General features: G+C 67.3%; 27 protein-coding genes. 15 read left to right on the top strand and 12 right to left on the bottom strand.

Features of this window, described 5'->3' with window-relative positions; all coding sequences use genetic code 11:
• Nucleotides 1-155 precede the first annotated feature (155 nt).
• The gene (locus tag SI859A1_RS21640) at nt 156-332 is read left to right on the top strand and encodes a hypothetical protein (RefSeq protein ID WP_154653366.1); all 177 of its coding nucleotides are present in this window, start codon (nt 156-158) and stop codon (nt 330-332) included.
• On the opposite strand, the gene dprA is transcribed toward SI859A1_RS21640, so the two are convergent.
• Genes dprA through SI859A1_RS10165 form a run of 4 tightly spaced genes read right to left on the bottom strand, consistent with a single transcriptional unit; the run spans nt 321 to nt 4,320 of the window.
• On the bottom strand, nt 321-1,451 hold the full coding sequence (gene dprA, locus SI859A1_RS10180) for a DNA-processing protein DprA (protein ID WP_009209695.1): 1,131 nt from the start codon (nt 1,449-1,451) through the stop codon (nt 321-323). The two genes, SI859A1_RS21640 and dprA, sit on opposite strands and share 12 nt — an antisense overlap.
• On the bottom strand, nt 1,448-2,056 hold the full coding sequence (plsY, locus tag SI859A1_RS10175; protein WP_009209694.1) for a glycerol-3-phosphate 1-O-acyltransferase PlsY: 609 nt from the start codon (nt 2,054-2,056) through the stop codon (nt 1,448-1,450). Before plsY ends, dprA begins: the two co-directional genes overlap by 4 nt.
• Complete coding sequence (locus tag SI859A1_RS10170) at nt 2,057-3,370, bottom strand: dihydroorotase (protein WP_009209693.1); 1,314 nt, start codon at nt 3,368-3,370, stop codon at nt 2,057-2,059.
• The gene (locus SI859A1_RS10165) at nt 3,367-4,320 is read right to left on the bottom strand and encodes an aspartate carbamoyltransferase catalytic subunit (protein ID WP_009209692.1); all 954 of its coding nucleotides are present in this window, start codon (nt 4,318-4,320) and stop codon (nt 3,367-3,369) included. The genes SI859A1_RS10170 and SI859A1_RS10165 overlap by 4 nt, the downstream gene beginning before the upstream one ends.
• A 72-nt stretch (nt 4,321-4,392) precedes the next feature.
• Here SI859A1_RS10165 and SI859A1_RS10160 point away from each other — a divergent pair, with 72 nt between their 5' ends.
• The 3 genes from SI859A1_RS10160 (at nt 4,393) to SI859A1_RS10150 (ending at nt 7,110) form a co-directional block, all read left to right on the top strand.
• A complete protein-coding gene (locus SI859A1_RS10160; RefSeq protein ID WP_040325670.1) occupies nt 4,393-6,048 on the top strand; it encodes an acyl-CoA dehydrogenase family protein in 1,656 nt (551 codons plus the stop codon).
• Between the two features lie 166 nt (nt 6,049-6,214).
• Entirely contained in the window at nt 6,215-6,772 is a 558-nt protein-coding gene (locus SI859A1_RS10155) for a hypothetical protein (protein WP_148233807.1), read from the top strand.
• The gene (locus tag SI859A1_RS10150) at nt 6,772-7,110 is read left to right on the top strand and encodes a DUF6105 family protein (protein ID WP_040325668.1); all 339 of its coding nucleotides are present in this window, start codon (nt 6,772-6,774) and stop codon (nt 7,108-7,110) included. Before SI859A1_RS10155 ends, SI859A1_RS10150 begins: the two co-directional genes overlap by 1 nt.
• Here SI859A1_RS10150 and ruvX read toward each other — a convergent pair.
• Nucleotides 7,071-7,541, bottom strand: a complete 471-nt coding sequence (gene ruvX / locus SI859A1_RS10145; RefSeq protein WP_009209690.1) for a Holliday junction resolvase RuvX — start codon at nt 7,539-7,541, stop codon at nt 7,071-7,073. The two genes, SI859A1_RS10150 and ruvX, sit on opposite strands and share 40 nt — an antisense overlap.
• 107 nt (nt 7,542-7,648) lie before the next feature.
• Here ruvX and SI859A1_RS10140 point away from each other — a divergent pair, with 107 nt between their 5' ends.
• The 9 genes from SI859A1_RS10140 to SI859A1_RS10100 all read left to right on the top strand — a co-directional run bounded on the left by SI859A1_RS10140 (nt 7,649) and on the right by SI859A1_RS10100 (nt 14,123).
• Entirely contained in the window at nt 7,649-8,350 is a 702-nt protein-coding gene (locus SI859A1_RS10140; protein ID WP_009209689.1) for a metal-dependent hydrolase, read from the top strand.
• 143 nt (nt 8,351-8,493) lie between these two features.
• Nucleotides 8,494-8,781, top strand: a complete 288-nt coding sequence (gene gatC, locus SI859A1_RS10135) for an Asp-tRNA(Asn)/Glu-tRNA(Gln) amidotransferase subunit GatC (protein WP_009209688.1) — start codon at nt 8,494-8,496, stop codon at nt 8,779-8,781.
• Between the two features lie 5 nt (nt 8,782-8,786).
• Nucleotides 8,787-9,257, top strand: coding sequence for a GNAT family N-acetyltransferase (locus SI859A1_RS10130; RefSeq protein WP_040325667.1), 471 nt, complete (start codon nt 8,787-8,789; stop codon nt 9,255-9,257).
• Nucleotides 9,254-10,735: an Asp-tRNA(Asn)/Glu-tRNA(Gln) amidotransferase subunit GatA gene (gatA, locus tag SI859A1_RS10125; RefSeq protein WP_009209687.1), complete on the top strand. Its 1,482-nt coding sequence runs from the start codon at nt 9,254-9,256 to the stop codon at nt 10,733-10,735. The genes SI859A1_RS10130 and gatA overlap by 4 nt, the downstream gene beginning before the upstream one ends.
• Before the next feature lie 4 nt (nt 10,736-10,739).
• Nucleotides 10,740-10,973 (top strand): hypothetical protein, encoded by a 234-nt coding sequence (locus SI859A1_RS10120; protein WP_040325666.1) that lies wholly within the window; start codon nt 10,740-10,742, stop codon nt 10,971-10,973.
• A 96-nt stretch (nt 10,974-11,069) separates the two neighbouring features.
• On the top strand, nt 11,070-12,569 hold the full coding sequence (gene gatB / locus SI859A1_RS10115) for an Asp-tRNA(Asn)/Glu-tRNA(Gln) amidotransferase subunit GatB (RefSeq protein WP_009209686.1): 1,500 nt from the start codon (nt 11,070-11,072) through the stop codon (nt 12,567-12,569).
• Nucleotides 12,566-13,072, top strand: a complete 507-nt coding sequence (locus SI859A1_RS10110; RefSeq protein ID WP_009209685.1) for a GNAT family N-acetyltransferase — start codon at nt 12,566-12,568, stop codon at nt 13,070-13,072. The genes gatB and SI859A1_RS10110 overlap by 4 nt, the downstream gene beginning before the upstream one ends.
• A gap of 104 nt (nt 13,073-13,176) precedes the next feature.
• Nucleotides 13,177-13,557: an NADH:ubiquinone oxidoreductase subunit NDUFA12 gene (locus SI859A1_RS10105; RefSeq protein WP_009209684.1), complete on the top strand. Its 381-nt coding sequence runs from the start codon at nt 13,177-13,179 to the stop codon at nt 13,555-13,557.
• 158 nt (nt 13,558-13,715) lie between these two features.
• The gene (locus SI859A1_RS10100) at nt 13,716-14,123 is read left to right on the top strand and encodes a DUF2155 domain-containing protein (RefSeq protein ID WP_009209683.1); all 408 of its coding nucleotides are present in this window, start codon (nt 13,716-13,718) and stop codon (nt 14,121-14,123) included.
• On the opposite strand, the gene aat is transcribed toward SI859A1_RS10100, so the two are convergent.
• From aat to SI859A1_RS10070, 6 genes are all read right to left on the bottom strand, one after another.
• On the bottom strand, nt 14,063-14,731 hold the full coding sequence (gene aat / locus SI859A1_RS10095; RefSeq protein ID WP_009209682.1) for a leucyl/phenylalanyl-tRNA--protein transferase: 669 nt from the start codon (nt 14,729-14,731) through the stop codon (nt 14,063-14,065). The two genes, SI859A1_RS10100 and aat, sit on opposite strands and share 61 nt — an antisense overlap.
• A 4-nt stretch (nt 14,732-14,735) precedes the next feature.
• The gene (gene accC / locus SI859A1_RS10090; RefSeq protein ID WP_009209681.1) at nt 14,736-16,085 is read right to left on the bottom strand and encodes an acetyl-CoA carboxylase biotin carboxylase subunit; all 1,350 of its coding nucleotides are present in this window, start codon (nt 16,083-16,085) and stop codon (nt 14,736-14,738) included.
• Between the two features lie 10 nt (nt 16,086-16,095).
• The gene (accB, locus tag SI859A1_RS10085) at nt 16,096-16,575 is read right to left on the bottom strand and encodes an acetyl-CoA carboxylase biotin carboxyl carrier protein (RefSeq protein WP_009209680.1); all 480 of its coding nucleotides are present in this window, start codon (nt 16,573-16,575) and stop codon (nt 16,096-16,098) included.
• A gap of 31 nt (nt 16,576-16,606) precedes the next feature.
• Nucleotides 16,607-17,041, bottom strand: a complete 435-nt coding sequence (gene aroQ / locus SI859A1_RS10080) for a type II 3-dehydroquinate dehydratase (RefSeq protein ID WP_009209679.1) — start codon at nt 17,039-17,041, stop codon at nt 16,607-16,609.
• A 117-nt stretch (nt 17,042-17,158) separates the two neighbouring features.
• Nucleotides 17,159-17,956, bottom strand: coding sequence for a DsbA family protein (locus tag SI859A1_RS10075; RefSeq protein ID WP_009209678.1), 798 nt, complete (start codon nt 17,954-17,956; stop codon nt 17,159-17,161).
• Nucleotides 17,957-17,997: 41 nt separating this feature from the next.
• On the bottom strand, nt 17,998-19,380 hold the full coding sequence (locus SI859A1_RS10070; protein ID WP_050767504.1) for a M48 family metalloprotease: 1,383 nt from the start codon (nt 19,378-19,380) through the stop codon (nt 17,998-18,000).
• Nucleotides 19,381-19,474: 94 nt separating this feature from the next.
• Here SI859A1_RS10070 and SI859A1_RS10065 point away from each other — a divergent pair, with 94 nt between their 5' ends.
• The gene (locus SI859A1_RS10065; protein ID WP_148233806.1) at nt 19,475-20,656 is read left to right on the top strand and encodes a pyridoxal phosphate-dependent aminotransferase; all 1,182 of its coding nucleotides are present in this window, start codon (nt 19,475-19,477) and stop codon (nt 20,654-20,656) included.
• 118 nt (nt 20,657-20,774) lie between these two features.
• On the opposite strand, the gene SI859A1_RS10060 is transcribed toward SI859A1_RS10065, so the two are convergent.
• Nucleotides 20,775-23,624: an Rne/Rng family ribonuclease gene (locus SI859A1_RS10060; protein ID WP_040325664.1), complete on the bottom strand. Its 2,850-nt coding sequence runs from the start codon at nt 23,622-23,624 to the stop codon at nt 20,775-20,777.
• Nucleotides 23,625-24,316: 692 nt separating this feature from the next.
• On the opposite strand from SI859A1_RS10060, the gene SI859A1_RS10055 reads away from it, so the two are divergent.
• Nucleotides 24,317-25,543 carry an N-acetylmuramoyl-L-alanine amidase gene (locus SI859A1_RS10055; RefSeq protein ID WP_081451368.1) on the top strand — a complete coding sequence of 409 codons (1,227 nt, stop codon included), beginning with the start codon at nt 24,317-24,319 and terminating at the stop codon, nt 25,541-25,543.
• The last annotated feature ends 43 nt before the right edge of the window (nt 25,544-25,586 follow it).

Genomic DNA, 25,586 nt, shown 5'->3' with positions numbered 1-25,586 from the left:
GACAGTCCGGCGCGACCGGTCAACCCCGGCCGGATCGGGACCCTGTGAAGGTTGCAACCAATAAGGGAAAATCTCTATAATCCCAACCTGCAGACGAGGCGGTGGGACTGCAGGATCAGTGGCCGGTTCAAACCGCGTCCGGGAGCGTGCCGACCATGACAGCACATCCAGATGACCGGGAAGCAAGCCTGCGCTACGTCCGCGATATGCTGGCGCAACTTAAGGTTGTGTCTGGCGCGCCGCATAACTCGTTGCTGGGTTATTTCCTGGAGATGGCGCGTCTGGAGGCCGAGCATCAGCTCACATCCGTTGCCAGACGCTCAGAGAAGTAGCGAAACCAGCCCGCCCGGATGGCGCTCGAGGCGTCCTGCTAGATCGAGTTCGAGCAGCACGAGCTGCACGGCACCCGGCCGCGCACCGGTGTGGAGGATGATGTCGTCGACATCGATCGGCGTGGGCCCGAGCGTCTCCACTATGCGCTCGCGTTCGCCCTCGGCCGGCTCGTCGGTTTCCTGACCGGAGGGCGGTTCCTCGATCGCGGGCGGCATCCAGCCCATGCGGTCGTCCATCGGTCGCAGCGCCGCGATCACGTCGTTCGCCTCGGTCGCCAGGATGGCGCCATTCTTCAGAAGCTGATTGGCGCCGGCGGCTCGCGGATCGAGCGGCGATCCGGGCACGGCAAAGACGATCCGCCCGATCTCGGCGGCGATCCGCGCGCTGATCAGCGAACCCGAACGCAGCGCCGCCTCGGTCACGACGAGACCCAGGGCCAGCCCGGCGACGAGCCGGTTGCGGCGGGGAAAATCGCGCGAGCGCGGCTCCCATCCGAACGCCCGCTCGGACAGGAGGCATCCGCCTTCGTCGACGATCCGGCGCATCAGCGGCCGGTTCTCGTCGGGGTAGGGCCGGTCGAGGCCGCCGGCAAAGACGCCGATCGTGCCGGTGTTCAGCGCCGCCTCATGCGCGGCGGCATCGATGCCCCGTGCAAGGCCCGAGACGACGACGTAGCCGGCCCGGCCGATCTCGTCGGCAAACTGACGAGTGAGCTTGATCCCGGAGAGCGAGGCGTTGCGGGCGCCCACCATGGCGACGGCAGGCTGATGGAGAACCGTCTCGGTGCCCATCACCGCCAGCACCGGCGGCGCGCTCTCGGTGACCTTGAGGAGCGGCGGGTAGTCGGGCTCGCCGAGACAGATGAAGCGGGCGCCCATGCGGCTGGCCCGGTTCATTTCGTCCTCGGCCGCGGCGAGGCTCTCGACGCGAACACTGCGGCCACCCCGCGCGGCGAGTTCCGGCAGGGCCGCGAGCGCCGCCTCGGCGCCGCCATAGCGGTTGATCAACGACCGGAAGGTGGCGGGGCCAACATTCTCGCTGCGGATCAGCCGGAGCCAGGCGAGCCGCGTCTCGTCGGGAAGTCTGACGCCATGGGGAGGGGCGTCGGAGGGGCTCACCCCTTGGCTCCGATCTTGCCCTCCGTGCCGGCCAGAAGCCGGCGGATATTGGCGTGATGACGGATATAGACGATGGCGGTCAGGATGGCGGTGAGGGCGGCCGCGTCCATGTAGCCGAGCGCGGCATAGACCACCGGCACGACCAGCGTGGCGGCAAGCGCTGCCAGCGAGGAGTAGCGGAAGAGGAAGGCCACCGAGAGCCACACCACCGCGAAGACGAGGACGCCGATCGGCGCGATGCCGAGCAGGATGCCGAGATAGGTGGCAACGCCCTTGCCGCCCTTGAATCCGACCCAGACCGGGAAGAGGTGGCCGAGAAACGCCGCGAGACCCGCAAGGATCGCCGCTTCGCCGCCCCAGCGCGAGGCGATCAGGACCGGCACGGTGCCCTTGAGGACGTCACCGGCCAGCGTCAGCGCCGCCATCGGCTTGTTGCCGGTCCGCAGGGCGTTGGTCGCGCCGATATTGCCCGAACCGATCTTGCGGATATCGCCAAGGCCGAAGAGCCGCGCGAAGATCAGCCCGAAGGGAATCGAGCCGACGAGATAACCGCCGGCGACGCAGGCCAGCCAGATCGGCCAGAGGCTTGAGTCCCAATCCACCATTCAGCCCCCGCTCCGGTCCGATTCCGAGAAGACTGTGCGGCCGGCGACGAAGGTCCGCAAGACCTGGCCCTGGAAGCGGGCGTTCTCGAAGGCGGTGTTCTTGGAGCGCGAGCGGATGCGGTCCTCGCTGAACAGGAACGGCGCCTCGAGATCGACCAGCGCCATGTCGGCGACGGATCCCGACGCCAGCGTGCCGCGATCGAGGCCGAGGAGCTTCGCCGGTGCGGCGGTCACCGCCTCGATGATGCGCGCCAACGGCACGGCGCCGGAATGATGCAGGCGCAGTGCCGCCGGCAGCAGCGTCTCCAGGCCGATCGCGCCGCTCTCGGCCTCGGCGAAGGGGCGGCGCTTGCCGTCGGCGTCCTGCGGATCGTGGGACGAGACGATGATGTCGATGGTACCGTCGGCCAGCGCCTCGACCATGGCGGCGCGATCCTCCTCGCGGCGCAGTGGCGGCGACAGGCGGAAGAAGGTGCGGTATTCGCCGATGTCGTTCTCGTTCAGCGACAGATGGTTGATCGACACGCCGGCCGTCGCCGCGGTGCCGCGCCGTTTGGCCCGCCGCATGACATCGGCCGATTCGCCCAGCGAGAGCTTGGCGGCATGGTAGCGGCAGCCGGTGAGGGCGGCGAGCCGCAGGTCGCGCTCCAGCGGGATGATCTCGGCCTCGGCCGGCGCGCCGGGCAGGCCGAGCCAGGAGGCCAGCAGCCCCTCGTTCATGACGCCGTTGCCGGTCAGCGCCGCATCCTGCGTCTCATGCATGACCAGGGCATCGAAATCGCGCGCATAGGTCATGATCCGGCGCAGCAGCACCGGGTCGGCAATGGTGTGGCGACCGTCGGTGAAGGCGCGCACGCCGGCCCCGGCGAGAAGGCCGATCTCGCTCATCTCCTTGCCCTTGAGGCCGCGAGTGAGCGCCGCCGCGGGGAAGACGTTGACGACCGCGGTATCGCGCGCCGTCCGCATCACGAATTCGGCGATCGCCACCTCGTCGACCACCGGATTGGTGTCGGGCATGGTGAGGATCGAGGTGACGCCGCCGGCCGCCGCCGCGGCCGAGGCCGAGGCAATGGTCTCGCGGTGCTCGCCGCCCGGTTCGCCGATGAACACCCGCGCGTCGACGAGGCCGGGCACGAGCAGCAGGCCGCGGCCATCGATGATCTCCGCGCCCTCGGGCGCACCCTGGTTGAGCGCGTCGGCGCCCGCGGCGACGATATGGCCGTCGACGACGACGACCGTGCCGACCGCGTCCAGCGACCGGGCCGGGTCGATGATCCGCACATGCTCGATGACGGTAGGCGCTGCGACGCTCATGCCGAGGCCTCCGGTCCGCCGATAAGGGCAGACATCACCGCCATGCGCACCGCGACGCCCATCTCCACCTGTTCCTCGATAACGCTCTGCGGCCCGTCCGCGATCTCCGAGGCGATCTCCACGCCGCGGTTCATCGGCCCGGGATGCATGACCAGCGCGTCGGGCCGGGCATGGCGCAACTTGGCAGCGTCGAGACCGAAATAGCGGAAATACTCGCGCACCGACGGAACGAAGGAGCCCTCCATGCGCTCGCGCTGCAGGCGCAGCATCATCACGACGTCCGCGTCCTTCAGCCCGTCCTCCATGCGCCGGTAGACCTCGACCCCCATCGATTCGATGCCGCTCGGCAGCAGGGTTGCCGGCGCGACGACGCGGACCCGGGCGCCCAGTGCATTGAGGAGCAGGATGTTGGAGCGGGCGACGCGGCTGTGCAGCACGTCGCCGCAGATCGTCACCGTGAGCCGGGCGATGCGGCCCTTGTGGCGGCGGATGGTGAGCGCGTCGAGCAGCGCCTGGGTCGGATGTTCGTGCGCGCCGTCGCCGGCATTGACCACCGAGCAGGCGACCTTCTGGGCCAGCAGCGCCACGGCGCCGGCCGAATGGTGCCGCACGATCAGGATGTCGGGCTGCATGGCGTTCAGCGTCATCGCCGTGTCGATCAGGGTCTCGCCCTTCTTCACCGACGAATTGGCGACCGCCATGTTCATGACGTCGGCGCCCAGCCGCTTGCCGGCCAGTTCGAACGACGCCTGGGTGCGGGTCGAGGCCTCGAAGAACAGGTTGATCTGGGTGCGGCCCTTCAGCGTCGACTTCTTCTTGTCGCGCCGGCGGCTGACAGCCACCTCCGCCTCGGCCAGATCGATCAGCTGTTCGATCTCGTGGGGTTGCAGGCGGGCGATACCCAGAAGGTGTCGCTGGCCGAACGGGGGAAAAGGCAGGGTCGCGCTCATTAAAACGACGCCTATAGGCAATCCGCGGTTTAGCGGCAAGGATCGAGAGTGAGTGAAGCACAGGAGACGCGTGTGGCCGAGACGAATTTCCACACCCACGAGGTGACCAACCAGTCTTCCGACTATGCCGGTTTCAACGCCTTTCGCGGCGATCCCCTGCTGCGTCTCCTGGCCGCTGATTTCCCCGACCCGGTCCTCACGACGCTGGAGCGGCACGGACGATTCTGCGGCTCCTTCGAGGCCCATGACCTGGCGCGGCTCGCCAATATCGAGACGCCGCGCCTGCGGCGCTTCGACGAGAAGGGCCGCAGGCTGGAACTGATCGACTATCATCCCGCCTATCACGCGCTGATGCGGCGCTCGGTCGCCGACGGGCTGCATGCCTCGATCTGGCAGGGGCCGGAGGAAGAGGCCGGGCGCCGCCACGCCGTGCGGGCTACGCGCTTCTACATGACGGCCGGCGTCGAATGCGGCCATCTGTGCCCGCTCACCATGACCAGCGCCTCGGTCGCGGCGCTCGCGGCGGCACCGAAGCTGCGCGACACCTGGCTGCCGGTGATCGCCACGCGGCAGTACGACCCCAGCGTCAAGGCGCCGCTGACCAAAGCCGGAATCACCCTCGGCATGGGCATGACCGAGAAGCAGGGCGGCACCGACGTGCGGGCCAACACAACCCGCGCCGTCGATGCCGGCGGTGGGCATTATCGGCTGACCGGGCACAAATGGTTCATGTCGGCACCGATGTCCGACGGGTTCCTCGTTCTGGCGCAGACGCAGGAGGGGCCGACCTGCTTCCTGATGCCCCGGCGCCGCGACGATGGCTCGCTGAACGGGCTGCATTTCCAGCGCCTCAAGGACAAGCTCGGCAACCGCTCCAACGCCTCCTCCGAGGTCGAGTTCGTCGACGCCGACGCCCGGCGTGTCGGCGATCCCGGCAAGGGCGTGAAGACCATCATCGAGATGGTGACGCTGACCCGCCTCGACTGTGCGCTGGCGTCGGCGGGCCTCATGCGCGGCGCGCTCGCCGAGGCGGTGCATCACGCGCGGGAGCGCCGGGTGTTCGGCAAGACGCTGATCGAGCAGCCGCAGATGGTGCGCGTCCTGGCCGACATGGCGCTGGACGTCGCGGCCGCCACGGTCCTGTCCTTCCGACTGGCCGAAGCCTTCGACCGGCGAACGGGGGAGGCGGCTTCAGAGGCCGACGCAGCCTGGGCGCGGGTGATGACCCCGGTCACCAAATACTGGGTCTGCAAGATGGCCCCGGGGCTGACATACGAGGCGATGGAGTGTCTTGGCGGCAATGGCTATGTCGAGGACGGCAGGCTCGCTCGCGCCTATCGCGAAGCTCCGGTCAACGCGATCTGGGAGGGTTCCGGCAACGTGATGGCGCTCGATCTTGCCCGCATCCTGCAGCGCGACCCGCAGGCCTTCGACACGGTGATCGCGACGATCGAAGCGGACATGGCCGAGACCGCCGGCGGCACGCCGGGCGTCCTGCGCGCCGCAATGTCGATGGCACTGGCGGACGAGGGGGCCTGCCGGTTGCTGGCCGAGCAGCTGGCCCTGGCGGGCGCCAGCGCCTCCATGCGCCGGCTGGGACTGGGTCAGACCGCCGACGCCTTCACCGAGACACGGCTCGGCGGTGTCTTCCGCCATACCTACGGCATGCTCGACCTGCGCCATGATTCGCAGGCGATCGTCGAAGATCTCTACCCGCCGATCCGCTGAGCCGGGCATGCCGGAACCGGCAACCGAAACCTGAGCTGCGGCGTTTGCACTGAAGGAGGCAAAGGAAGGGGACGCGTTAAGGTTAACAACCGGTTTCGATTGCGGCGAGGGCCTCTCACCGACAGGGTCGCCGTTAACGGATCGGTAACCGTGACGAGGAGGTTCCATGCGCAGAATGACGACGACCCTGGCGCTCAGTGCCTGGATTGGGTTCGCGGCTGTCAGCAGTCTGCGGCTCATGGCGCATTCGGGCTGGCTCGATCCGCTGACCGCCGGAACCGCGGCCGCGCCGCTCCTGCAGGATCTCGCAATCGCCGCAGACCTCTATCTGCCGGCCCAGGCGACCCTCGTCTTCGCCGGCCTATTCATGGCGCTGGCCACGGGCCTCGGCATGGCAATCACCGGGCTCTCCTCCGCATCGGTTCTGGCCATTCGCCGGGCCGAGCCGCTGGCCGCGGCCGTGCTGGTCGCGCTCTTCGCCTTCTATGCCGCCGCAAGCATCGCCGGATCGCCGCTCGCCACCCTGTTCGGGGAGGGCCCGGGCTTCCTTGTCGCGCTGGCGCTGACCTTCGGGGCGCTGCTGTTCGACCGGCTGGTCGAGGTCGACGACGCGGCCGACGACGCGGCCTTCGAATCGGTGCTCCGGTCGATCCACGCCGCCGAGCGCGAGGCGCTGATGCGGCGCCATCGCTCGCCGTTCCGCGACAAGGGCGAGAGCCGCTGATGCGCACCTTCCTGGTGCTCTGGATCGGACCGCTGGTCTTTTTCTGGGGCTGGTACTTTCTCTCGCTGAACGATCTCGGCGGACCGCTCTTCTCCCGCGAAACCCACGACCGGGTCTTCATGGTCTACGGGGCGATCCTCGGTATCGAGCCGGCGACGATCCCGCCGCTGGTGGCGCGTGCGCTTGCGATCGACAGCCTGATCCTCGGCGCGATTCTCGCTTTCCGCCGCCGCAAGAAGATTCGGGCATGGTGGCAGGCCCGGCGCGCTGCGCGGCTCGCCTTGGCGAACGGTTTTGCCTATGATCGCAGCGACGAAAGCCGGTCCAGCGCCCCCTGAAGGATGAAGGAGGCGGCGGCCGAATCGATCCGTTCGGCCCGCTTCTTGCGCGACACGTCGGCTTCGAGCAGGCCGCGTTCGGCGGCGACCGTGGACAGGCGCTCGTCCCACAGGAGCACCGGCCGTTCGTCGAAGCGACTGTAATTGCGCAGGAAAGCCCTAGTCGCCTGCGCCCTCGGCCCCTCCGACCCGTCCATGTTCAGCGGCAGGCCGATGACGATCCCGACGATGTTGTCCTCGTTCAGCGCCGCCACCAGCGCGTTCGCGTCGGCGGTGAACTTGGTCCGGCGCAACACCTTGCGCGGCGTGGCGAAACGCTGGCCGCGGTCCGACACGGCGAGGCCGATGGTCTTGGTGCCAAGGTCGAGACCGGCGATGGTCTTGCCGCTCGGGACGGCGTCGGCGAATTCTTCCAGCGACACGATGGCCATCGCGTTCTCCTTGACCGGGGGGCGGGCCGGTGCAGTTAGCACGCCAAGTGCCGGACACCACCCACAGAACAGAGGTCCGGCCGGCGATCGGACCGCAAGGAGCCCCCATGAAGATCACCTATTTCGGCCATTCCGCATTCCGGATCGACACCGGCTCGTCGGTCATCCTGATCGACCCGTTCCTGTCCGGTAACCCGCATTTCGAGGGTGATATCGACAGCGCCGTTGCAGGCGTCACCCATATCGTCCTCAGCCACGGTCACTTCGACCATGTCGGCGACACCGTCGACATCGCAAGAAAGCATGGCTGCAAGGTCGTCGGCACCTTCGAGCTGGTCAGCTGGCTCAGCAAGAAGGGGATCGAGGCGATCGAGCCGCTGAACACCGGCGGCACTGCGAGCTTCGGCGACTTCACCGTCACCCTGACCCAGGCGTTTCATTCCTCCGGCCATGTCGAGGAAGACGGCACGGTGACCTATCTCGGCATGCCGAACGGACTGGTCTTCCACTTCGCCAACGGCCCGACGGTCTATCACATGGGCGACACCGACATCTTCGCCGACATGGCGCTGATCGAGGAACTGCACGCCCCGAAGGTCGCGATGGTGCCGGTGGGCGACCGGCTGACCATGGGCGCGGCGGTGGCGGCGCTCGCCTGCCGGCGCTACTTCAACTTCGACAAGATCATCCCGATCCACTGGGGCACGCTGCCGATCCTCGACCAGACCCCGGACAAGTTCACCGAGGCGATGGAAGGCGACGCAGGCAAGATCCTCAATCCGGCGATCGGCGAAGCCTTCGAGGTCTGACCGCACCCGTTTCAGTTTTCGGATCGGGGCCGGACGGCCGGGGCGCAATGAACCGCCTCGGCCGTTCGGCCATTGCGGCGTTGCCTCGCAAGGGGCGCGCCGCTATAGCTCGCGCAATTCCTCTTGCAACCAGTAGGACCGCAATGTCCGTCGATGCTTCAACAGTCCGCCGGGTCGCCCGGCTGTCCCGGATCGCCGTTACCGACGACGAGGTCGTGGCGATGGAAAGCGAACTCAACGCGATCCTCGGCTTCGTCGAACATCTTGGCGAGGTCGATGTCGAGGGCGTCGAGCCGATGACGTCGGTGATTCCGATGGTGATGAAGAAACGCGCCGACGAAGTGACCGACGGCGCCAAGGCCGACGACATCGTCGCCAACGCGCCGGCCAGCGAAGATCATTTCTTCGTCGTGCCGAAGGTGGTGGAATAGTCGCCATGACGGTGACCGTTGCGGTGGAATCACCGCTTCAGGATGAGTTGCGTGAACTGGTCGCCCGGCTGAACGACCATCTCCAGCCGTTGTCGCCGCCGCAGTTCCAGTTTCAGCTCACCGCCGAGCAGATGGCGAGCGAGGACACCACCGTCTTCGTGGTGCGCAATGGCCAGTCCGTCGCGGTGGGAATGGGCGCGCTGAAGGTTCACAGCCCCGCGATCGGCGAGGTCAAGCGCATGTACACGACGCCGGAGGTGCGCGGGTCCGGGCTCGGTTGGCTGGTCCTGCAGTCCATCGAGGCCGAGGCGCGCCGCCAGGAACTCGGCCGGCTGGTACTGGAAACAGGCTCCACGGCCGGCTTCGAGGCGGCCTGGAGACTTTACGAACGATCCGGTTTCACGCGCTGCGGCGCCGTGCTCGACTACCCGGATTCCGATTACTGTCGATTTTACGAAAAGAAGCTGTCCCCATGACCGAGTTGACGTCTCTCACCATCGCCGAAGCGCGGGACAAGCTCGTGGCGAAGGAGTTTTCGGCGACCGAGCTGACGCAGGCCTATAACGCCGCGATCGAGGCCGCCAACCCGCAGATCAACGCCTATGTGGCGGTGACGCCGGACAAGGCGCTGGCCATGGCGAAGGCCTCCGACGAACGCCTGGCCAAGGGCGAGGCGGGCGCGCTCGAAGGCATCCCGATGGGCATCAAGGACCTCTTCGCCACCGAGGGCGTCCACACCCAGGCCGCGTCGCATATTCTCGACGGGTTCGAGCCGCGCTACGAGTCGACTGTCACCGCCAATCTGTGGGCAGATGGCGCCGTCATGCTGGGCAAGCTCAACATGGACGAGTTCGCCATGGGCTCGTCCAACGAGACCTCCTATTACGGCCCGGTGAAGAACCCCTGGCGCCGCAAGGGCTCGAATGCCGATCTGGTGCCCGGCGGCTCGTCCGGCGGTTCGGCGGCGGCGGTCTCGGCGCATCTGTGCGCCGGCGCGACGGCCACCGACACCGGCGGCTCGATCCGCCAGCCCGCGGCGCTGACCGGCACGGTCGGCATCAAGCCGACCTATGGCCGCTGCTCGCGCTGGGGCACGGTGGCCTTCGCGTCGTCCCTCGATCAGGCCGGGCCGATCGCTCGCGACGTCCGCGATGCGGCGATCCTTCTGAAATCCATGGCCTCCGTCGATCCGAAGGACACCACCTCGGTCGACCTGCCGGTGCCGGACTACGAGGCCGCGGTCGGCCGTTCGGTGAAGGGCCTGCGCATCGGCATTCCGAAGGAATACCGCGTCGACAACATGCCGGAGGAGATCGAGGCGCTCTGGCAGCAGGGCATCGCCTGGCTGCGCGACGCCGGCGCCGAGATCGTCGATGTCTCGCTGCCCCACACCAAATACGCCCTGCCGGCCTATTACATCGTCGCGCCGGCGGAAGCCTCGTCGAACCTCGCCCGCTATGACGGCGTGCGCTACGGTTTGCGCGTGCCGGGCAAGGACGTCGCCGAGATGTATGAGAACACCCGCGCCGCCGGTTTCGGCCGCGAGGTGAAGCGCCGCATCATGATCGGCACCTATGTGCTGTCGGCCGGCTATTACGACGCCTATTACCTGCGCGCCCAGAAGGTCCGCACGCTGATCAAGCGCGACTTCGAGACCGTCTATGCCGACGGCATCGACGCGCTGCTGACGCCCGCAACGCCCTCGGCCGCCTTCGGCATCGCCGATCAGGACATGGCCTCCGATCCGGTGAAGATGTATCTGAACGACATCTTCACGGTGACGGTGAACATGGCCGGTCTGCCGGGCCTCGCCGTTCCCGCCGGTCTGTCCGGCGACGGGCTGCCGCTCGGTCTCCAGCTGATCGGCCGGCCCTTCGAGGAAGAGACCCTGTTTGCGATCGGCAGCGCCATCGAGCAGGCGGCCGGCCGCTTCGAACCGGCAAAATGGTGGTAGGCTGATGGCGGAGCTTCGCAAGGCACTCGATCTGTTGGCGGCGGGCGACTGGCACGGCGCCCACGCGATCGTGCAGGACGATCACTCCGCCGACGCAGCCTGGATCCACGCACATCTCCACCGCGTCGAAGGCGACCAGGGCAATGCCGAATACTGGTATCGCCGTGCGGGGCGCGAGCCGAGCACGCAGAGCCTCGAGGCCGAGCGCGACACGATCGTCGCCGCACTCGGTCGCTGACCGGCTGCAGCCGCTCCGGCGTGCTGCGCCACCGGACCGTTTTCACGCATTGAACCAGCCGTTCTGGCAGCCCATCTTCAGTTTCTGGACACGCCCATGACCCTCGTCGACACCCGAACGCCCGATCCGAAGAACTTCATCTCCGGCGCCACCGGCGACTGGGAGATCGTTGTCGGCATGGAGGTCCACGCCCAGGTGACGTCCGAGGCCAAGCTGTTCTCCGGCGCCTCGACCGATTTCGGCGGCGCGCCCAACGATCATGTCAGCCTCGTCGACGCGGCCATGCCCGGCATGCTGCCGGTGATCAACGAGGAATGCGTGCGCCAGGCGGTGCGCACCGGCCTCGGCCTCAAGGCCGAGATCAAGCACCGGTCGGTGTTCGACCGGAAGAACTATTTCTACCCGGACCTGCCGCAGGGCTACCAGATCTCGCAGTTCAAGGACCCGATCGTCGGCGAGGGCATCGTCTCGGTCTCCGTCGGCCCGGATTCCAAGGGCGAGTTCGAGGAGATCGCGGTCGGCGTCGAGCGGCTGCATCTCGAGCAGGATGCCGGCAAGTCGATGCACGACCAGCACCCGACCATGTCCTATGTCGATCTGAACCGCTCCGGCGTCGCGCTGATGGAGATCGTTTCCAAGCCCGACATGCGCTCGGCCGACGAGGCCAAGGCGTATCTGACCAAGCTGCGGACCATCCTGCGCTATCTGGGCACCTGCGACGGCAACATGGACGAGGGCTCCATGCGCGCCGACGTCAACGTCTCCGTGCGGCGTCCCGGCGGTGATTTCGGCACGCGCTGCGAGATCAAGAACGTCAACTCCATCCGCTTCGTCGGCCAGTGCATCGAGGCCGAGGCCCGCCGTCAGGTCGCGATCCTCGAGGATGGCGGCGCCATCGACCAGGAGACCCGCCTCTACGATCCGGCCAAGGGCGAGACCCGCGCCATGCGGTCGAAGGAAGAGGCGCACGACTATCGCTACTTCCCGGACCCGGACCTTCTGCCGCTGGAATTCGACCAGGCCTATGTCGACGCGCTGCTCGAAGGCCTGCCGGAACTGCCGGACGCCAAGAAGAACCGGTTGATCCGCGATGCCGGCCTGTCGGCCTACGACGCGTCGATCCTCGTCTCCGAAAAGGCGATCGCCGACTATTACGAGGCCGTGGCGAAGGGGCGCGACGCCAAGCAGGCCGCCAACTGGGTCATCAACGACCTTCTGGGCGCGCTGAACAAGGCCGGCAAGGACATCGGCGAGACGCCGGTGGCCGCGGAGCAGCTCGGGGCGATCCTCGACATGATCCGTGCCGAGACGATCTCCGGGAAGATCGCCAAAGACCTGTTCGAGATCGTCTGGAACGAGGGCGGCGACCCGGAGAAGATCGTCGACGAGCGCGGCATGAAGCAGGTCACCGACACCGGCGCCATCGAGACCGCGGTGGACGAGGTGATCGCGGCCAATCCCGACAAGGTTGAGCAGGCCCGCGCCAAGCCGACCATGGCCGGCTGGTTCGTCGGTCAGGTGATGAAGGCGACCGGCGGCAAGGCCAATCCCCAGGCGGTCAACGCCTTGGTCAAGCAGAAGCTCGGCCTGGAATGACCTTCTTCGTCCGCACCGCCGGTACCGCCGATCTGGAGGCAGTCAGCGTGTTGCTCGGCGAGACCTGGCACGCAACCTACGACCACATCTACGGGCCTGAACGGGTGAGCGAGATCACCCGCTCGTGGCATTCGGTCGAGGCGCTCAGGCCGCGGATCAACCGGCTGAACTCGGAGTTCCTAATCGCCGACGACGGCACGCGGATCGGCGGCATGGCCTATGCCGCCGCAACCGCCGGCGACGGCAAGATGGTCGTCCTGCACCAGCTCTATGTCCGGCCCGGCTGCCAGCGCCAGGGCATCGGCCGCGACCTCCTGGCCGAGATTTCCGACTGCTTCCCGACGGCGCGCACGCTGCGCCTCGAGGTGGAGGAAGCCAACACGCCGGCGATCGACTTCTACCGCGCACACGGTTTCACGCAGACCGGCTCGACCGCCAATTGCGGCTGTGCCGATTCTGGCATTCCGGCCGTGGTCTACGAGAAGAAGCTGGCCGCCGGCTGAACCGGGCAGGGCGCCGCCGAAGGGCGGAGCGAACGCGATCCATGGTGGACATTTTGCGGCCGCGGCAGCATAACGTCCCCGCATCGACACGGACTGGAATTCCCATGAAGGAATGGCTGCTGCAGATCTTCACCTGGTGGCAAGGCCAGACGATCGGCACGAGATTCTACACCTGGCGCAAGGGCCAGAAGGTCGGCGAGGACGATGCCGGCAACCAGTATTATCAGAACGCCGACGGCACCAAGCGCTGGGTCATCTACAACGGCCCGGCAGAGGCGTCGATGATCGCCGGCGGCTGGCACGGCTGGATCCATTACCGGGTCGATACGCCGCCTTCGAAGGAAGACTACAAGCCGCGCGCCTGGCAGAAGCCGCATCAGCCGAACTACACCGGCACGGCAAAGGCCTACCGGCCGCAGGGCTCGCTGCTCACTCCGTCCGAGCGCCCGCGCGTCACCGACGATTACGACGCCTGGACGCCCTGATCATGGGCCGGTCCGGAGCGCTATCGGTCGCCTGACCGCATCGGCTTTGAGCCTTTTCGATCGCGGCCCGGACAATCTCCCTGTCATCGCCGCATTCTGCCGGCAGACACAGCGCGTATTGCCCGGCCCGGCGGGCCGGAAATGTTGAGGACGTCCCCATGAACCGTCGGCTATGTGCGTCGATCCTGTTTGCCGTGACGACCGGTCTGGCGCTGGTTCCGGCGTCGGCGCAGCAGCGCATCGCCAACAAGGTCGCGGTGTTCTCCGGGCTCGACAAGATCACCGGCCGGATCACCAGCTTCGACGTCTATATCGACGAGACGGTGCAGTTCGGCGCTCTGCAGGTAACGCCGAAGGTCTGCTACACCAGCGCCGAGGGCGAAGCCGCCAAGACCGACGCCTTCGTGAAGGTCGACGAGATCACCCTGCAGCGCGACATCCGCCAGATCTTCTCCGGCTGGATGTTCGCCGCGTCGCCCGGCCTCAACGCCGTCGAGCATCCGGTCTATGACGTCTGGCTGAAGAGCTGCAAAAGCGAATCGGATGTGCCGGCGCCCGCCGGGTAGAACGTCGCATCCACCGCGATCGCCTCGGCCAGCAGCGCCTGATAGGTGTCGCGGTCGATCTCGATCGCGCCGAAGCGCTCCAGATGGCCGGTCAAGAACTGGGTGTCGAGGAGCTGGTAGCCGCCGCGGCACAGCCGCTCCCACAGATAGGCCAACGCCACCTTCGACGCATCGGTGCGGCGCGAGAACATGCTCTCGCCGAAGAACGCGCCGCCCAGCGACACGCCATACAAGCCCCCGACGAGTTGGTCGCCGTCCCACCCTTCCACCGAATGGGCAAAGCCCTCCTGCGCCAGCGCGAGCGTCAGGGAGCGAATCTGGCCGTTGATCCAGGTTTCCATGCGCCCCGGCGCGGCTTCCGCGCAGCCATCGACCACCGCCGCGAAGGCGGTGTCGACGCGAATGTCGAAAGGCGCGCGGCGGATGGTCTTGCGCAGGCTGCGCGGCAGGTGGAAGCCGTCGAGCGGCAGGATCCCCCGCTCCGTCGGATCGATCCAGAAGATGCCCGGATCGTCCGCCTTTTCCGCCATCGGAAAAATGCCGCAGGCATAAGCCTTCAGCAGGATGGACGGGGTGATCTCGAAACGCTGGCCACCACGCCGTGTCATGATTCTACCCTGCTGATCTGCGGGCGAGATACTTTTCCAGCCAGTGGATGTTGTAGTCGCCCCTGGCGACGTCCGGATTGTCCACGAGGTCCCGGAACAGCGGCAGCGTGGTCTTCACGCCGTCCACGACGATCTCGTCGAGGGCGCGCCGCAGCCGCATCATGCATTCGGTCCGGGTGCGGCCGTGCACGATCAGCTTGCCGATCAGGCTGTCGTAGAAGGGCGGGATCGAATAGCCCTGATAGACGCCCGAATCGACCCGCACGCCCAGCCCGCCCGGCATGTGATAGTGGGTGATCCGCCCCGGTGACGGTGCGAAGGTCTCCGGGTCCTCGGCGTTGATCCGGCACTCGATCGCATGGCCGGCGAACTGGATGTCGGCCTGCGTCACCGACAGGCCCTGGCCGCTGGCGACGCGGATCTGCTCGTGAACGAGGTCCAGCCCGGTGATGGCCTCCGTCACCGGATGCTCCACCTGCAGGCGGGTGTTCATCTCTATGAAATAGAACTCGCCGTTCTCATACAGGAACTCGATGGTTCCGGCGCCGCGATAGCCGAGCTTGGCGATGGCGTTGGCGCAGATCATGCCGATCCGGTCGCGCTGCTCCTGGTCGAGCGCCGGCGAGCTGGCTTCTTCCCAGACCTTCTGGTGGCGGCGCTGCAGCGAGCAGTCGCGTTCGCCCAGATGGATGGCGTTGCCGGCGCCGTCGCCGAAGACCTGCACCTCGATATGGCGCGGCTTCTCGAGATATTTCTCCAGATAAACGGCATCGTCGCCGAAGGCCGCTCCGGCTTCCGAACGGGCCGTGGACAGTGCCATCGACAGGTCCTGCGCCGTCTTGGCGACCTTCATGCCGCGGCCACCGCCGCCCGCCGAAGCCTTGACGATGACCGGATAGCCGATCTCCTCGGCGATCCGTGCGGCCTCGCCGTCGTCGGTCACCGCGCCCGCCGAGCCGGGGACGACCGGAATGCCGAGACGCTTGGCGGTGCGCTTGGCCTCGATCTTGTCGCCCATGATCCGGATATGCTCGGCGGTGGGGCCGATGAATGTGATCTTGTGGGCGTCGAGAATGTCGGCGAAGCGCGCATTCTCGGACAGGAAGCCGTAGCCCGGATGCACGGCGTCGGCGCCGGACACCTCGCAGGCCGCCACGATCTGCGGAATGTTCAGATAGCTGTCGCGGGCCGGCGGCGGGCCGATGCAGACGCTCTCGTCGGCAAGGCGCACATGCATGGCCGTGTTGTCGGCGGTGGAGTGGACGGCCACCGTCGGGATGCCGAGTTCCTTGCAGGCGCGCAGCACCCGCAGGGCGATCTCGCCGCGGTTGGCGATCAGGACCTTCTTGACCATGCCGCGCCCCTTACGCGATCACGACGAGCGGTTCGCCGTATTCCACTGGCTGCGCATTCTCGACCAGGATCTTGGTCACCGTGCCGGCGCGCGGCGCGGGAATCTGGTTCATCGTCTTCATCGCCTCGATGATCAGCAGCGTCTCGCCCTCGGCGACTTTCTGGCCGACCTCGACGAAGGCGCGCGCGCCCGGAGCCGACGACAGGTAGATCGTGCCGACCATCGGCGAGGGGACCGTGCCCTTCTCCGGGCCGGTGGCGGCCGCCAGTGCGGCAGGCTGCTCGGCGTGCTGCGCCGGAGCGGCGGGTGCCGGGCCCGACGGCGCGGCGTAGTGCATCGGCTGGGCGTAGCCGCCATAGTCCTTCTGGCGCGAGACGCGGACGCGCATCTCGCCGTGCTCGACCTCGATCTCGGTCAGATCGGTGTCCTTCAGGATGCTCGCCATCTCGCGGACGAACGACGGGTCGACAGAGTGATCTTCTTTCGACATGCGATTCCTTCGGTCTATTCGACTCGATTGTTCACAGGCGAGCCTTGAGGGCCGCAATGGCGAGTTCGTAACCCACCGGGCCGAAGCCGGCGATCATGCCGACGGCGACCGGCGCGATCAGGCTCTTGTGCCTGATCTCCTCGCGCGCGTGAATGTTGGACAGATGCACCTCCACGACCGGCTTTGCGAAAACCCGGAGCGCGTCGTGAAGGGCGAGGGAAGTATGGGTGTAGGCGGCGGCGTTGATGACGATCGCCACGGCGCGTTCGCGCGCTTCGTGGATCCAGTCGACCAGTTCGCCCTCGTGGTTGGACTGCCGGAACACGATCTCGAAGCCGGCGTCCGCCGCCACGTCGCGACACCGGGCCTCGATGTCGGACAGCGTCGTCGTGCCATAGATCTCCGGCTCGCGGGTTCCGAGCGTATTGAGATTGGGGCCGTTGAGAAAGTAGATCGTCGAGGTCATCGACCCTCGGTCTTTTCTGGCAATCGCACGCGCGCCGCGCGGCTCACAGCCCCGTATAGAGGCATCGGCAGCGTGGGGAAAGCGCCCCGACGGACGTTTCGTTCCCTCAGCCGGTCCTCAACAGGCAATGGTTCCACATTCGCGCACATTGGCGATGCTCGCCTGCAGATTGTCGAGACCAACCGCGCCGGAAACCACCTCTTCGCCGACCACATAGGACGGCGTGCCGTTGATGCCGAGTCGGGTTGCCATCTCGTTCGACTGCCGCAGCGCTTCCGTCACGGCGGATGACTGCATGGCCGTGCGCAGGGCCGCTTCCTCGACGCCGAAATCCTGCGCGACCGCGATGGCGCTTGCCTCGTCGGCGGTGCCGCGCGAGCCGAGCAGTGCGCGGTGATAGGCGGCGTATTCGTTCGGGGCGATCTCGCGGAAGGCGAGGGAGACCCGCGCCGCTTCCAGCGACTGCGGGCCCAGCACCGGAATTTCCTTCAGGACGAAGCGGATGTTCGGGTCGGCCGCGATGAGGGAGTCCATGTCCTGCATCGCCTTTTTGCAGAAGCCGCAATTGTAGTCGAAAAACTCGACCACGGTGACGTCGCCGTCGGGATTGCCGAGTACCGTGCCTTCAGGTGTCTCGAATAGCGCCGGCCCGACTTCGGCGACCGCCGCCTTCTGGGCCGCCGACTGGTCGGCCGTCCGCTTGGCCTCCAGCGCGTCGAGCGCCTCCAGCAGCACTTCGGGATGCTCGATCAGATAGGCGCGCACGATGGTCTCGATCGCGTCGGTCTGCTTGGCGTCGAACGACGTCTGTGCCGCCACGGGGGCGCCACTCTGTGCAAGCGCGGTGCCAGCTGCGATCAGCGGAAGCGTGCAGGCGAGGGCCGTTGCTGCGGTCAGGCGTCTGATGGAAAGCACGGGTGCGGCGTCCTTCTGTTCGGTTCGGTGCGGATCGCCGGTCAGCGAATCTCGGTCTGGATGATGTCCTGCGCCGCCCGCCAGGGTGGCGTGCCCGGCTGCAGCTTCTGCTGGGCGCGGATGGCGAAGATCTTCGCCTGACGGAAGGCACCGCCATGCCAGTAGCCTTCGGCGGTGGCAAGTTCGGCGCGGCCGACTTCGCCGATCCGCCCGTAGGCCATCGCGAGGAACCGGTAGGCGACGGAATTGTCCGGATCCGAGCTCAGGCCCTCGCGGATCAGGCGAATCGCCTCTTCCATCTTGGCCGGGTCGCCGCTGGTTACCAGCGCCTGGCCGATCTCCGCCTTCAGGATGCCGGAGCCGGTCTTGTCCAGCCTGGCGGCCTTCGTATAGGCCGCCGCCGCCTCCTGGGAGCGTCCCGCCTCGACGAGAATATCGCCGCGCAACTCATAGAAGAAGGCGTTGCTCGGCTGCGCCTTGATCAGCGCGTCGACCTTGGCCAGCGCCGAGGCAGGAGAGCCTGCAAGGTAGGTGCCGATCGCGTCGCCGTAATAGGCCGCGAGACTGCGCGGATCGCGGGCGAACATCCGGCGGACCGCCCCGGCGCCGTCGTTGTAGGCGACGATCTTGGCCCGGGCGAGGTCGTGCCGCATGGCCAGTTCCGGACTGTCGGTGCGGCCGTAGAACCGGCTTTCCTGCGCCAGCCGCTGCAGAGCGGCAATGCGGTCGCGCGGCATTGGGTGCGAGGAGGTGTAGTTCCCGCCGCTGCTGCGGGCGAAGAGATTGCCGCGATCGAGGATCTCGAAGGTCTCGACCAGCCCCCGGCCCGACTGACCCGTGGCTTCCAGATAGGTGAGGGCGGACCGGTCGGCAGTCGCCTCTTCGCCGCGCTGGTAGCCGAGAAGGTTGCGCTGGGCGATGCCGCCACCGCCCATCATCAGTCCTGCGCCGGCACCGACCGCGCTGCCACCGCCGGCGGCGGCGCCCGCAGCCGCGATCCCGGCGCCGAGAAGGCCGGCCACCACGGCAATGGTCTGGGAGCGCTCCAGCTGTTCGCGCAGCCGCTGCTGGTGGCCACCGGCCAGATGGCCGATCTCATGGGCGAGGATGCCGATCAGCTGGTTGGGCGTCTGCGTCGCGGTGATCGCGCCGGTGTTGATGTAGATGCGGCGGCCCGAGACGAAGGCGTTGAAGGCGTCGGAATTGACCAGCACGATCTCGATGCCGGAGCGCGACAGGCCCGCCGCCTTGAGCAGCGGACGCGCATAGTCGGCCACCAGCGCCTCGATCTCGGCATCGCGCACGATCGGCAGGCTGGCCTTGTCCTTCGCGGCGGCCTGAACGCCGACCGGTGCCAGTGCCACGGATGCCGCCAGGATCATCGATGTGATGCGGGCGGAGATCGCCCCGAGCGACATGTTCATGCTAGTCCCCTCCGATGCTGCGCCGGTGACCGATCGCGATATCCCGGCACTGTCTGGCAATCCTCACCCCAATCCGGCGAAATCGAGGCGAAACATGCGGTCCGACCTGTCCGAAACCCTCACGATGATGGCATCAAAGCGGTCCGACATCGACCCGTTTCGCGCCATGGACGTTCTGGCCGAAGCCAACCGGATGATCGCCCGTGGCGACCGCGTGCTGTCCCTGGCAGTCGGCCAGCCTGCCGCGCCGGTGCCGCAGGTCGCCCGCGATGCCGCCCGCTCCATGCTCGACCATGGCCGTATCGCCTACACCGACGCCCTCGGGCGCCAGGATCTGCGCGAGCGCATCGCCCGCCACTACGCGGACGCCTACGGCCAGACGGTGGATGCCGCGCAGATCATGATCACCACCGGCTCGTCGGCGGGCTTCAACCTGACTTTCCTCGCCGCCTTCGATCCGGGTGACAAGATCGCGCTCGCCGCTCCGGGCTACCCCGCCTATCGCAACATCCTGCGTGCGCTCGGACTGGTGCCGGTCGAGATCGAGGTCGACCGGACCACCGGCTACATCCTGACTGCCGAGCATCTGCGCGCCGCCCATGAGGAGCACAGGCTCGCCGGTGTCCTGATCGCCAGCCCGGCCAACCCCACCGGAACCGTCACGCCCCGCGACGAACTGCGCCGTCTGGTTGAATACGCCGACGCTGAGGACATCCGCTTCGTCTCCGACGAGATCTATCATGGCCTCGCCTATGGCCGGGCCGAGGCAACGGCGCTGGAGTTCTCCGACCGGCCGATCATCGTCAACTCCTTCTCCAAATACTACTGCATGACGGGCTGGCGGATCGGCTGGCTGATTCTGCCCAATGCGCTGCTGCGGGCCGCCGAGCGGATCGGCCAGAGCCTCTACATCTCCGCACCTGAGCTGTCGCAGTTCGCGGCCACGGCGGTCTTCGACGCGGCGGCCGAACTCGACGTCGTGCGCGACGGCTATGTGAAGAACCGCGACCTCATCGCCAGACGACTGCCTCAGCTCGGCTTCCGCGATATCGCGCCCATCGACGGCGCGTTCTACGCCTATGCCGCGATCCCCGAGGGCGAATCCGGCGCCACGCAGTTTGCCGCGGACATCCTCCAGCGCTGCCATGTGGCGATCACCCCCGGCACGGACTTCGACACCCGCCGCGGCGAGAACTTCGTACGGCTGTCCTACGCCTGCGACCACGCAACGCTCGCCGAGGCGCTGGACCGGATCGCCGACCGCCGCACCGGCTGACCGGCAGCGCCGGCCCCAGCCGCAACAACGACCGTGAACGCAAAACGGGCGGCCCGATGGACCGCCCGTTTGTCATGTCTGCCGTGTCCCGCGCCTGCGCGCTGGTGACGCGCTCGCCCTAGAAGAAGCTCCGGCGCGCCCACCAGCCGGTGCGGCGCGGCTTCTCGGGCTTGGCGTCGGCGTCGTTCGAGGTGCTCGACGTGACCACCGGGTCGGACGGTTCCTGTGCGACGGGCGTATCGTCGTTGGCTGCGGCCCCTGCAGTCTCTTCGGCCGCGGCAGGCTGTGCCTCGACCGGTGCCGGCGCGTTGGTGGCCACTGGTTCGGCGGCCAGAGCCGGCATCGCAGGCTCTGCCGCGACCGCCGTGTCGGCGTTGTCGGCTGCTTCGCTCTGCGCGTCGACCGGCTCGGCAGGCGACGCCACCGGCGCATCTTCGGCGACCGGGGCCGGCGTTGCGGCGACCTGATCCGACATCACCGTCGTTGCAGTGGCGTGCATCGGCTGTGCGTCCGGAGCCTGATCGGCTGCGACATCACCGGACTGCTGGCCGGATTCGCCCTCGCCATTCTGGTCCTCGCGGTTGCGGCGACCACCCCGGCGGCCGCGGCGGCGGCGCTTGCGGCCCCGGTCGCTGTCGTCGTCGGTCCGGCTGGTGCTGCGATGCGCGCCATCCGTCTCGTCGTCGCCTTCGGCATCGCCGTCGCGATCGTCGCCGTTGTCCTGATCCGAACGGTCGTCCCGCGACTGGCCGTCGGCGACAGTCTCGTCCTCGTCGCCCGACCGCTTCCGCCGACGCCGGCGACGACGACGACCGCCGCCTTCCGAATTGTCCGACCCGTTCCGGTCTTCTTCCGCACGCTCCGCACGGCCCTTGTCTTCGGCCGCCGGCTTCTCTTCGGCGATCCGGTCGAGCTCGTCGGCCGAGCGGCGTGCCGCTTCCTCGTCCGCCGCATCGTCGAGCGCGTCGCTGGCGGCGAGGGCGTCCGGCTGGCCGGAATCGACCGTGATCTCCGGCTTCGTCGCTTCGGCACCATGGGCGATGGTGATCGCCTGGTGGCCGGCGCTGTCGTCGGCTTCCAGGATGATGCGCAGACCGTGATGGTGCTCGAGTTCCTCGATCCGCTGGCGCTTCTCGTTGAGGACGTAGAGCGCCGTCGAGGTCGGGACCTTGACGATGAGATCGTGGTCGGCGTGTTTCTGCAGATGCTCCTCGATCGTGCGCAGCACGTGCAGCGCCGACGAGGAGGACGAGCGGATATGACCGGTGCCCTCGCAGACCGGGCAGGTCTGCATGGTCGATTCCAGCACGCTGGCGCGAATCCGCTGACGGCTCATCTCCAGCAGGCCGAAATGCGAGATGCTGCCGACCTGGATGCGGGCCCGGTCGCTCTTCAGGCACTCCTTGATCTTCTTCTCGACGGCGCGGTTGTTGCGCTTTTCGTCCATGTCGATGAAGTCGATGACGATCAGGCCGGCGAGGTCGCGCAGACGCAGCTGGCGCGCCACCTCTTCGGCGGCTTCCATGTTGGTCTGGTAGGCCGTGTCCTCGATCGAGTGTTCCTTGGTGGAACGCCCCGAATTGACGTCGATGGCGACCAGCGCCTCGGTCTGGTTGATGATGATGTAGCCGCCCGACTTCAGCGTGACGTGGGGCTGCACCATCTTGTCGAGCTGCGATTCGATGCCCTGCCGCACGAAGATCGGGGTCGGGTCACGATAGGGCTGCACGACCTTCGCCTGGCTCGGCATGAGCATCCGCATGAAGTCCTTGGCTTCGCGGTAGCCCGTCTCGCCGGCGACGAGAATCTGGTCGATGTCCTTGTTGTAGAGGTCGCGGATCGATCGCTTGATCAGGCTGCCTTCCTCGTAGACGAGGGCAGGGGCGATCGAGGACAGCGTGACAGTGCGCACCGTCTCCCACAGCCGCATCAGATATTCGTAGTCGCGCTTGACCTCCGGCTTGGTGCGGTTGGCACCGGCCGTGCGCAGGATGATGCCCATGCCGCGCGGCACGTCGAGTTCGCGCACCACGTCCTTCAGCCGCTTGCGGTCGGCCGCATTGGTGATCTTGCGCGAGATGCCGCCGCCACGCGCCGTGTTCGGCATCAGCACCGAATAGCGACCGGCCAGCGACAGATAGGTGGTCAGGGCCGCGCCCTTGTTGCCGCGCTCTTCCTTGACGACCTGCACCAGCAGAATCTGCCGACGCTTGATGACTTCCTGGATCTTGTACTGGCGGCGCTGGCGTGCCTGGCGGACCGGCACTTCCTCCATGGCGTCCTCGGAGCCGATCTGGTCGATCTCCTCGTCGCCGTCCTCGTCACCATTGTTCTCGTCGTCGCCGGACGCGCGGGTGCGCCCGCGCCGGCCACGACCGCCGCGACGACCCCGCGAAGACCGATCCGACCCGTTGTCTTCGTCCTCGCCGTCGCCGCCGGACGTCGTGACGCCATCGGCATCGGCGTCTGCGTCGTGATCGTCGTCCGACTCGGTGGCGTGGATTTCGGTTTCGTCGCCATGGGCGTCGCCCTGCGCCGCGTCGGCGCCAACCTCATTACCGTTCTCGTCGATCTCGGCCTTTTCCGAGACGGTCTCGTCGCTGTGGGCGGCAGACTTGCTGCGCGATCCGCGACGCGAACGGGTCGGCTTCGGCTCGTCGGCCTCTTCCTCTTCCATCGCGCGCTGGAGGTCTTCCTCGATCAGCGCCTGACGGTCGGCCTTGGGGATCTGGTAATAGTCGGGATGGATCTCGCTGAAGGCGAGGAAGCCGTGGCGGTTGCCGCCATACTCGACAAAGGCGGCCTGGAGCGAGGGTTCGACCCGCGTCACCTTCGCCAGATAGATATTTCCCTTGAGCTGCTTCTTGTGTTCGGACTCGAAATCGAATTCCTCGACCCGGCTACCCCGGACGACGACGACGCGCGTCTCCTCCGGGTGGGACGCGTCGATCAGCATTTTGTTTGCCATGAAAGGACTCCCGGGCGCTCGCACCAGGTCGCAGCAAGGCGTCATGCGCCTGCCTGTCGACGGGAGGGCGCGAGCCCGTATCGGTGGAATCTGGCATTGCAGCGCGGCCGCGACTCGACGGCGCCAGACCCCTTGTGAAGGGATGCGGCGGGTATCGGAGAACGGGAGCTGGTGACAAGATTCGACCTGTAACAACTACATGGCCGCTTGGGCGGCCGACGAAACGGGCGAATTGGCGGCTTGCGAGCCGGGCACATTCGCGACGTTGAGAATTCGCCGGGAAGGAAACTCCTGCGGCGAAATGAAAATTCTGCTCGAGGCTCGGTGACTGGTCGCAGGATCGCAAACCTGCCGCGACGTTTTCGCCGCAACCGTGCCGACGTTCGCGGGGCACTCGTGCCTCCGAATCGGCAGCTGCATGTGATTCCGCATCACTAAGCCTCAGTTCGATTTTATGACGGGAATGCCTAATAAACAAGTGCGGCGCGGCGATTGTGGTCGCAAGGTAAGAGACCGCGCGAGGCATGGGCGCTGCGCGGCATGCCAACCGTTGCCGGAGCGGCTGCCGGGCGCCCGCAGCGTTCTGGCCGCGCAGCTTTGAGCCGTCGCCCCAGTCTCATCAACATTGTCGCGTCAGCAGGGATGGCCTATCGCGCAGATGACGCGACACGGTGCGACCGGGAAGGGGTGCAATGACAGGACGATGCCGGAACGTGGTGGCCGAGCTTGCCCGAACAGCCCTGGCGGCTGTGGTGGCGCTCCTGCTTTGGGGCGCCCAGTCTCCCGCTCTGGCCGAGGACCGGATCATCACCGCGGTGACCCAGGCGGCCGACGCGGACGCCTTCACCGTCGCCTTCGACGTCATCGGCAAGCCCGAGGCGCGGGTCCTGCATCTTCGCAATCCCGAGCGGATCGCGGTCGATTTCCAGGACACCCTCTCGGCTGCCGCGCTGGATGCGCCGCCCGGCAACGCGCTCGTCTCCGCAAGCCGCCACGGGCTCGTTGCGGCCGATCGCTACCGCTTCATCTTCACGCTCAAGGGGGCGGCCAGCGCCGAACTGGATCGCGCCGCGACGGAGAACGGCGAGACGCTTTCCCTGACCATCCGCCCGGCCACGTCCGGCAAGGCCGCGGCGGCGCCATCGTCGAGGCCGGCGCCACGGCAGGATGCCGCCAAGGCCGGACCGGATGTGCCGGCGGCCGTGCCGCAGGGGCGTGTCCTGAAAGTCGTGCTCGACGCCGGACATGGCGGCGTTGACAAGGGCGCCGTGTCGAAGTCCGGCACGCTGGAAAAGGAGATCAACCTCGCCATGGCGCTCGCCTTGCGCGATGCCCTGCAGGCCCGTGGCGATGTCGAGGTGACGCTGACCCGCGACGATGACACATTCATTCCGCTGGAGGAGCGCGCGGCGATCGGCCGCCGCGAGCGCGCCGACCTGTTCATCTCCATCCATGCCGACTCGATCCGCTACGCCGACCTTCGCGGCGCGACCGTCTATACGCTTTCGGAGACCGCCTCGGACGAGCTCTCGCGCGAGATCGCCGCGTCGGAAAACGCGGCGGACCGCTTTGCCGGCGAGGAATGGCAGCGCGACGAGCCGACCGTCTTCGACATCCTTCTCGACCTGACCCGGCGCGAGACTGTCAGCTTCTCCGAGCATTTCGCCTCGTCGCTGGTCGGGGACCTGCGGCGCGAGGACATCCGCCTGATCAACCGGCCGAAACGCTCGGCCGGATTCAAGGTGCTGACCGCGCCGGACGTCCCCTCTGTGCTGGTCGAGCTCGGCTTCCTGTCGAATCGCGAGGACGAGAAGCTCCTGACGGACGCGGCCTGGCGCAAGGATACCGCCGCGGCGATCGCCCGGGCGGTGATGGAATTCTTCGGGGAAAAGGTCGCCGAACCGCGCAAGCCCGGCTAATCGGGCGCGCGTCTCCGGGCGGATGTGGTAAATCGACAACGCT

This window comes from Aurantimonas manganoxydans SI85-9A1, assembly GCF_000153465.1.
GTDB classification, from domain to species: domain Bacteria; phylum Pseudomonadota; class Alphaproteobacteria; order Rhizobiales; family Rhizobiaceae; genus Aurantimonas; species Aurantimonas manganoxydans.
This window is presented reverse-complemented; position numbering and strand designations above follow the sequence as displayed.

Excerpts from the sequence above, each read along its gene's own strand:
- SI859A1_RS21640 (WP_154653366.1), top strand. The coding sequence starts at position 156 with ATGACAGCACATCCAGATGACCGGGAAGCAAGCCTGCGCTACGTCCGC.
- plsY (WP_009209694.1), bottom strand. The coding sequence starts at position 2,056 with ATGGTGGATTGGGACTCAAGCCTCTGGCCGATCTGGCTGGCCTGCGTC.
- SI859A1_RS10170 (WP_009209693.1), bottom strand. The coding sequence starts at position 3,370 with ATGAGCGTCGCAGCGCCTACCGTCATCGAGCATGTGCGGATCATCGAC.
- SI859A1_RS10165 (WP_009209692.1), bottom strand. The coding sequence starts at position 4,320 with ATGAGCGCGACCCTGCCTTTTCCCCCGTTCGGCCAGCGACACCTTCTG.
- SI859A1_RS10155 (WP_148233807.1), top strand. The coding sequence starts at position 6,215 with ATGCGCAGAATGACGACGACCCTGGCGCTCAGTGCCTGGATTGGGTTC.
- SI859A1_RS10150 (WP_040325668.1), top strand. The coding sequence starts at position 6,772 with ATGCGCACCTTCCTGGTGCTCTGGATCGGACCGCTGGTCTTTTTCTGG.
- ruvX (WP_009209690.1), bottom strand. The coding sequence starts at position 7,541 with ATGGCCATCGTGTCGCTGGAAGAATTCGCCGACGCCGTCCCGAGCGGC.
- SI859A1_RS10140 (WP_009209689.1), top strand. The coding sequence starts at position 7,649 with ATGAAGATCACCTATTTCGGCCATTCCGCATTCCGGATCGACACCGGC.
- gatC (WP_009209688.1), top strand. The coding sequence starts at position 8,494 with ATGTCCGTCGATGCTTCAACAGTCCGCCGGGTCGCCCGGCTGTCCCGG.
- SI859A1_RS10130 (WP_040325667.1), top strand. The coding sequence starts at position 8,787 with ATGACGGTGACCGTTGCGGTGGAATCACCGCTTCAGGATGAGTTGCGT.
- gatA (WP_009209687.1), top strand. The coding sequence starts at position 9,254 with ATGACCGAGTTGACGTCTCTCACCATCGCCGAAGCGCGGGACAAGCTC.
- SI859A1_RS10120 (WP_040325666.1), top strand. The coding sequence starts at position 10,740 with ATGGCGGAGCTTCGCAAGGCACTCGATCTGTTGGCGGCGGGCGACTGG.
- gatB (WP_009209686.1), top strand. The coding sequence starts at position 11,070 with ATGACCCTCGTCGACACCCGAACGCCCGATCCGAAGAACTTCATCTCC.
- SI859A1_RS10110 (WP_009209685.1), top strand. The coding sequence starts at position 12,566 with ATGACCTTCTTCGTCCGCACCGCCGGTACCGCCGATCTGGAGGCAGTC.
- SI859A1_RS10105 (WP_009209684.1), top strand. The coding sequence starts at position 13,177 with ATGAAGGAATGGCTGCTGCAGATCTTCACCTGGTGGCAAGGCCAGACG.
- SI859A1_RS10100 (WP_009209683.1), top strand. The coding sequence starts at position 13,716 with ATGAACCGTCGGCTATGTGCGTCGATCCTGTTTGCCGTGACGACCGGT.
- aat (WP_009209682.1), bottom strand. The coding sequence starts at position 14,731 with ATGACACGGCGTGGTGGCCAGCGTTTCGAGATCACCCCGTCCATCCTG.
- accC (WP_009209681.1), bottom strand. The coding sequence starts at position 16,085 with ATGGTCAAGAAGGTCCTGATCGCCAACCGCGGCGAGATCGCCCTGCGG.
- accB (WP_009209680.1), bottom strand. The coding sequence starts at position 16,575 with ATGTCGAAAGAAGATCACTCTGTCGACCCGTCGTTCGTCCGCGAGATG.
- aroQ (WP_009209679.1), bottom strand. The coding sequence starts at position 17,041 with ATGACCTCGACGATCTACTTTCTCAACGGCCCCAATCTCAATACGCTC.
- SI859A1_RS10070 (WP_050767504.1), bottom strand. The coding sequence starts at position 19,380 with ATGAACATGTCGCTCGGGGCGATCTCCGCCCGCATCACATCGATGATC.
- SI859A1_RS10065 (WP_148233806.1), top strand. The coding sequence starts at position 19,475 with ATGCGGTCCGACCTGTCCGAAACCCTCACGATGATGGCATCAAAGCGG.
- SI859A1_RS10060 (WP_040325664.1), bottom strand. The coding sequence starts at position 23,624 with ATGGCAAACAAAATGCTGATCGACGCGTCCCACCCGGAGGAGACGCGC.
- SI859A1_RS10055 (WP_081451368.1), top strand. The coding sequence starts at position 24,317 with ATGACAGGACGATGCCGGAACGTGGTGGCCGAGCTTGCCCGAACAGCC.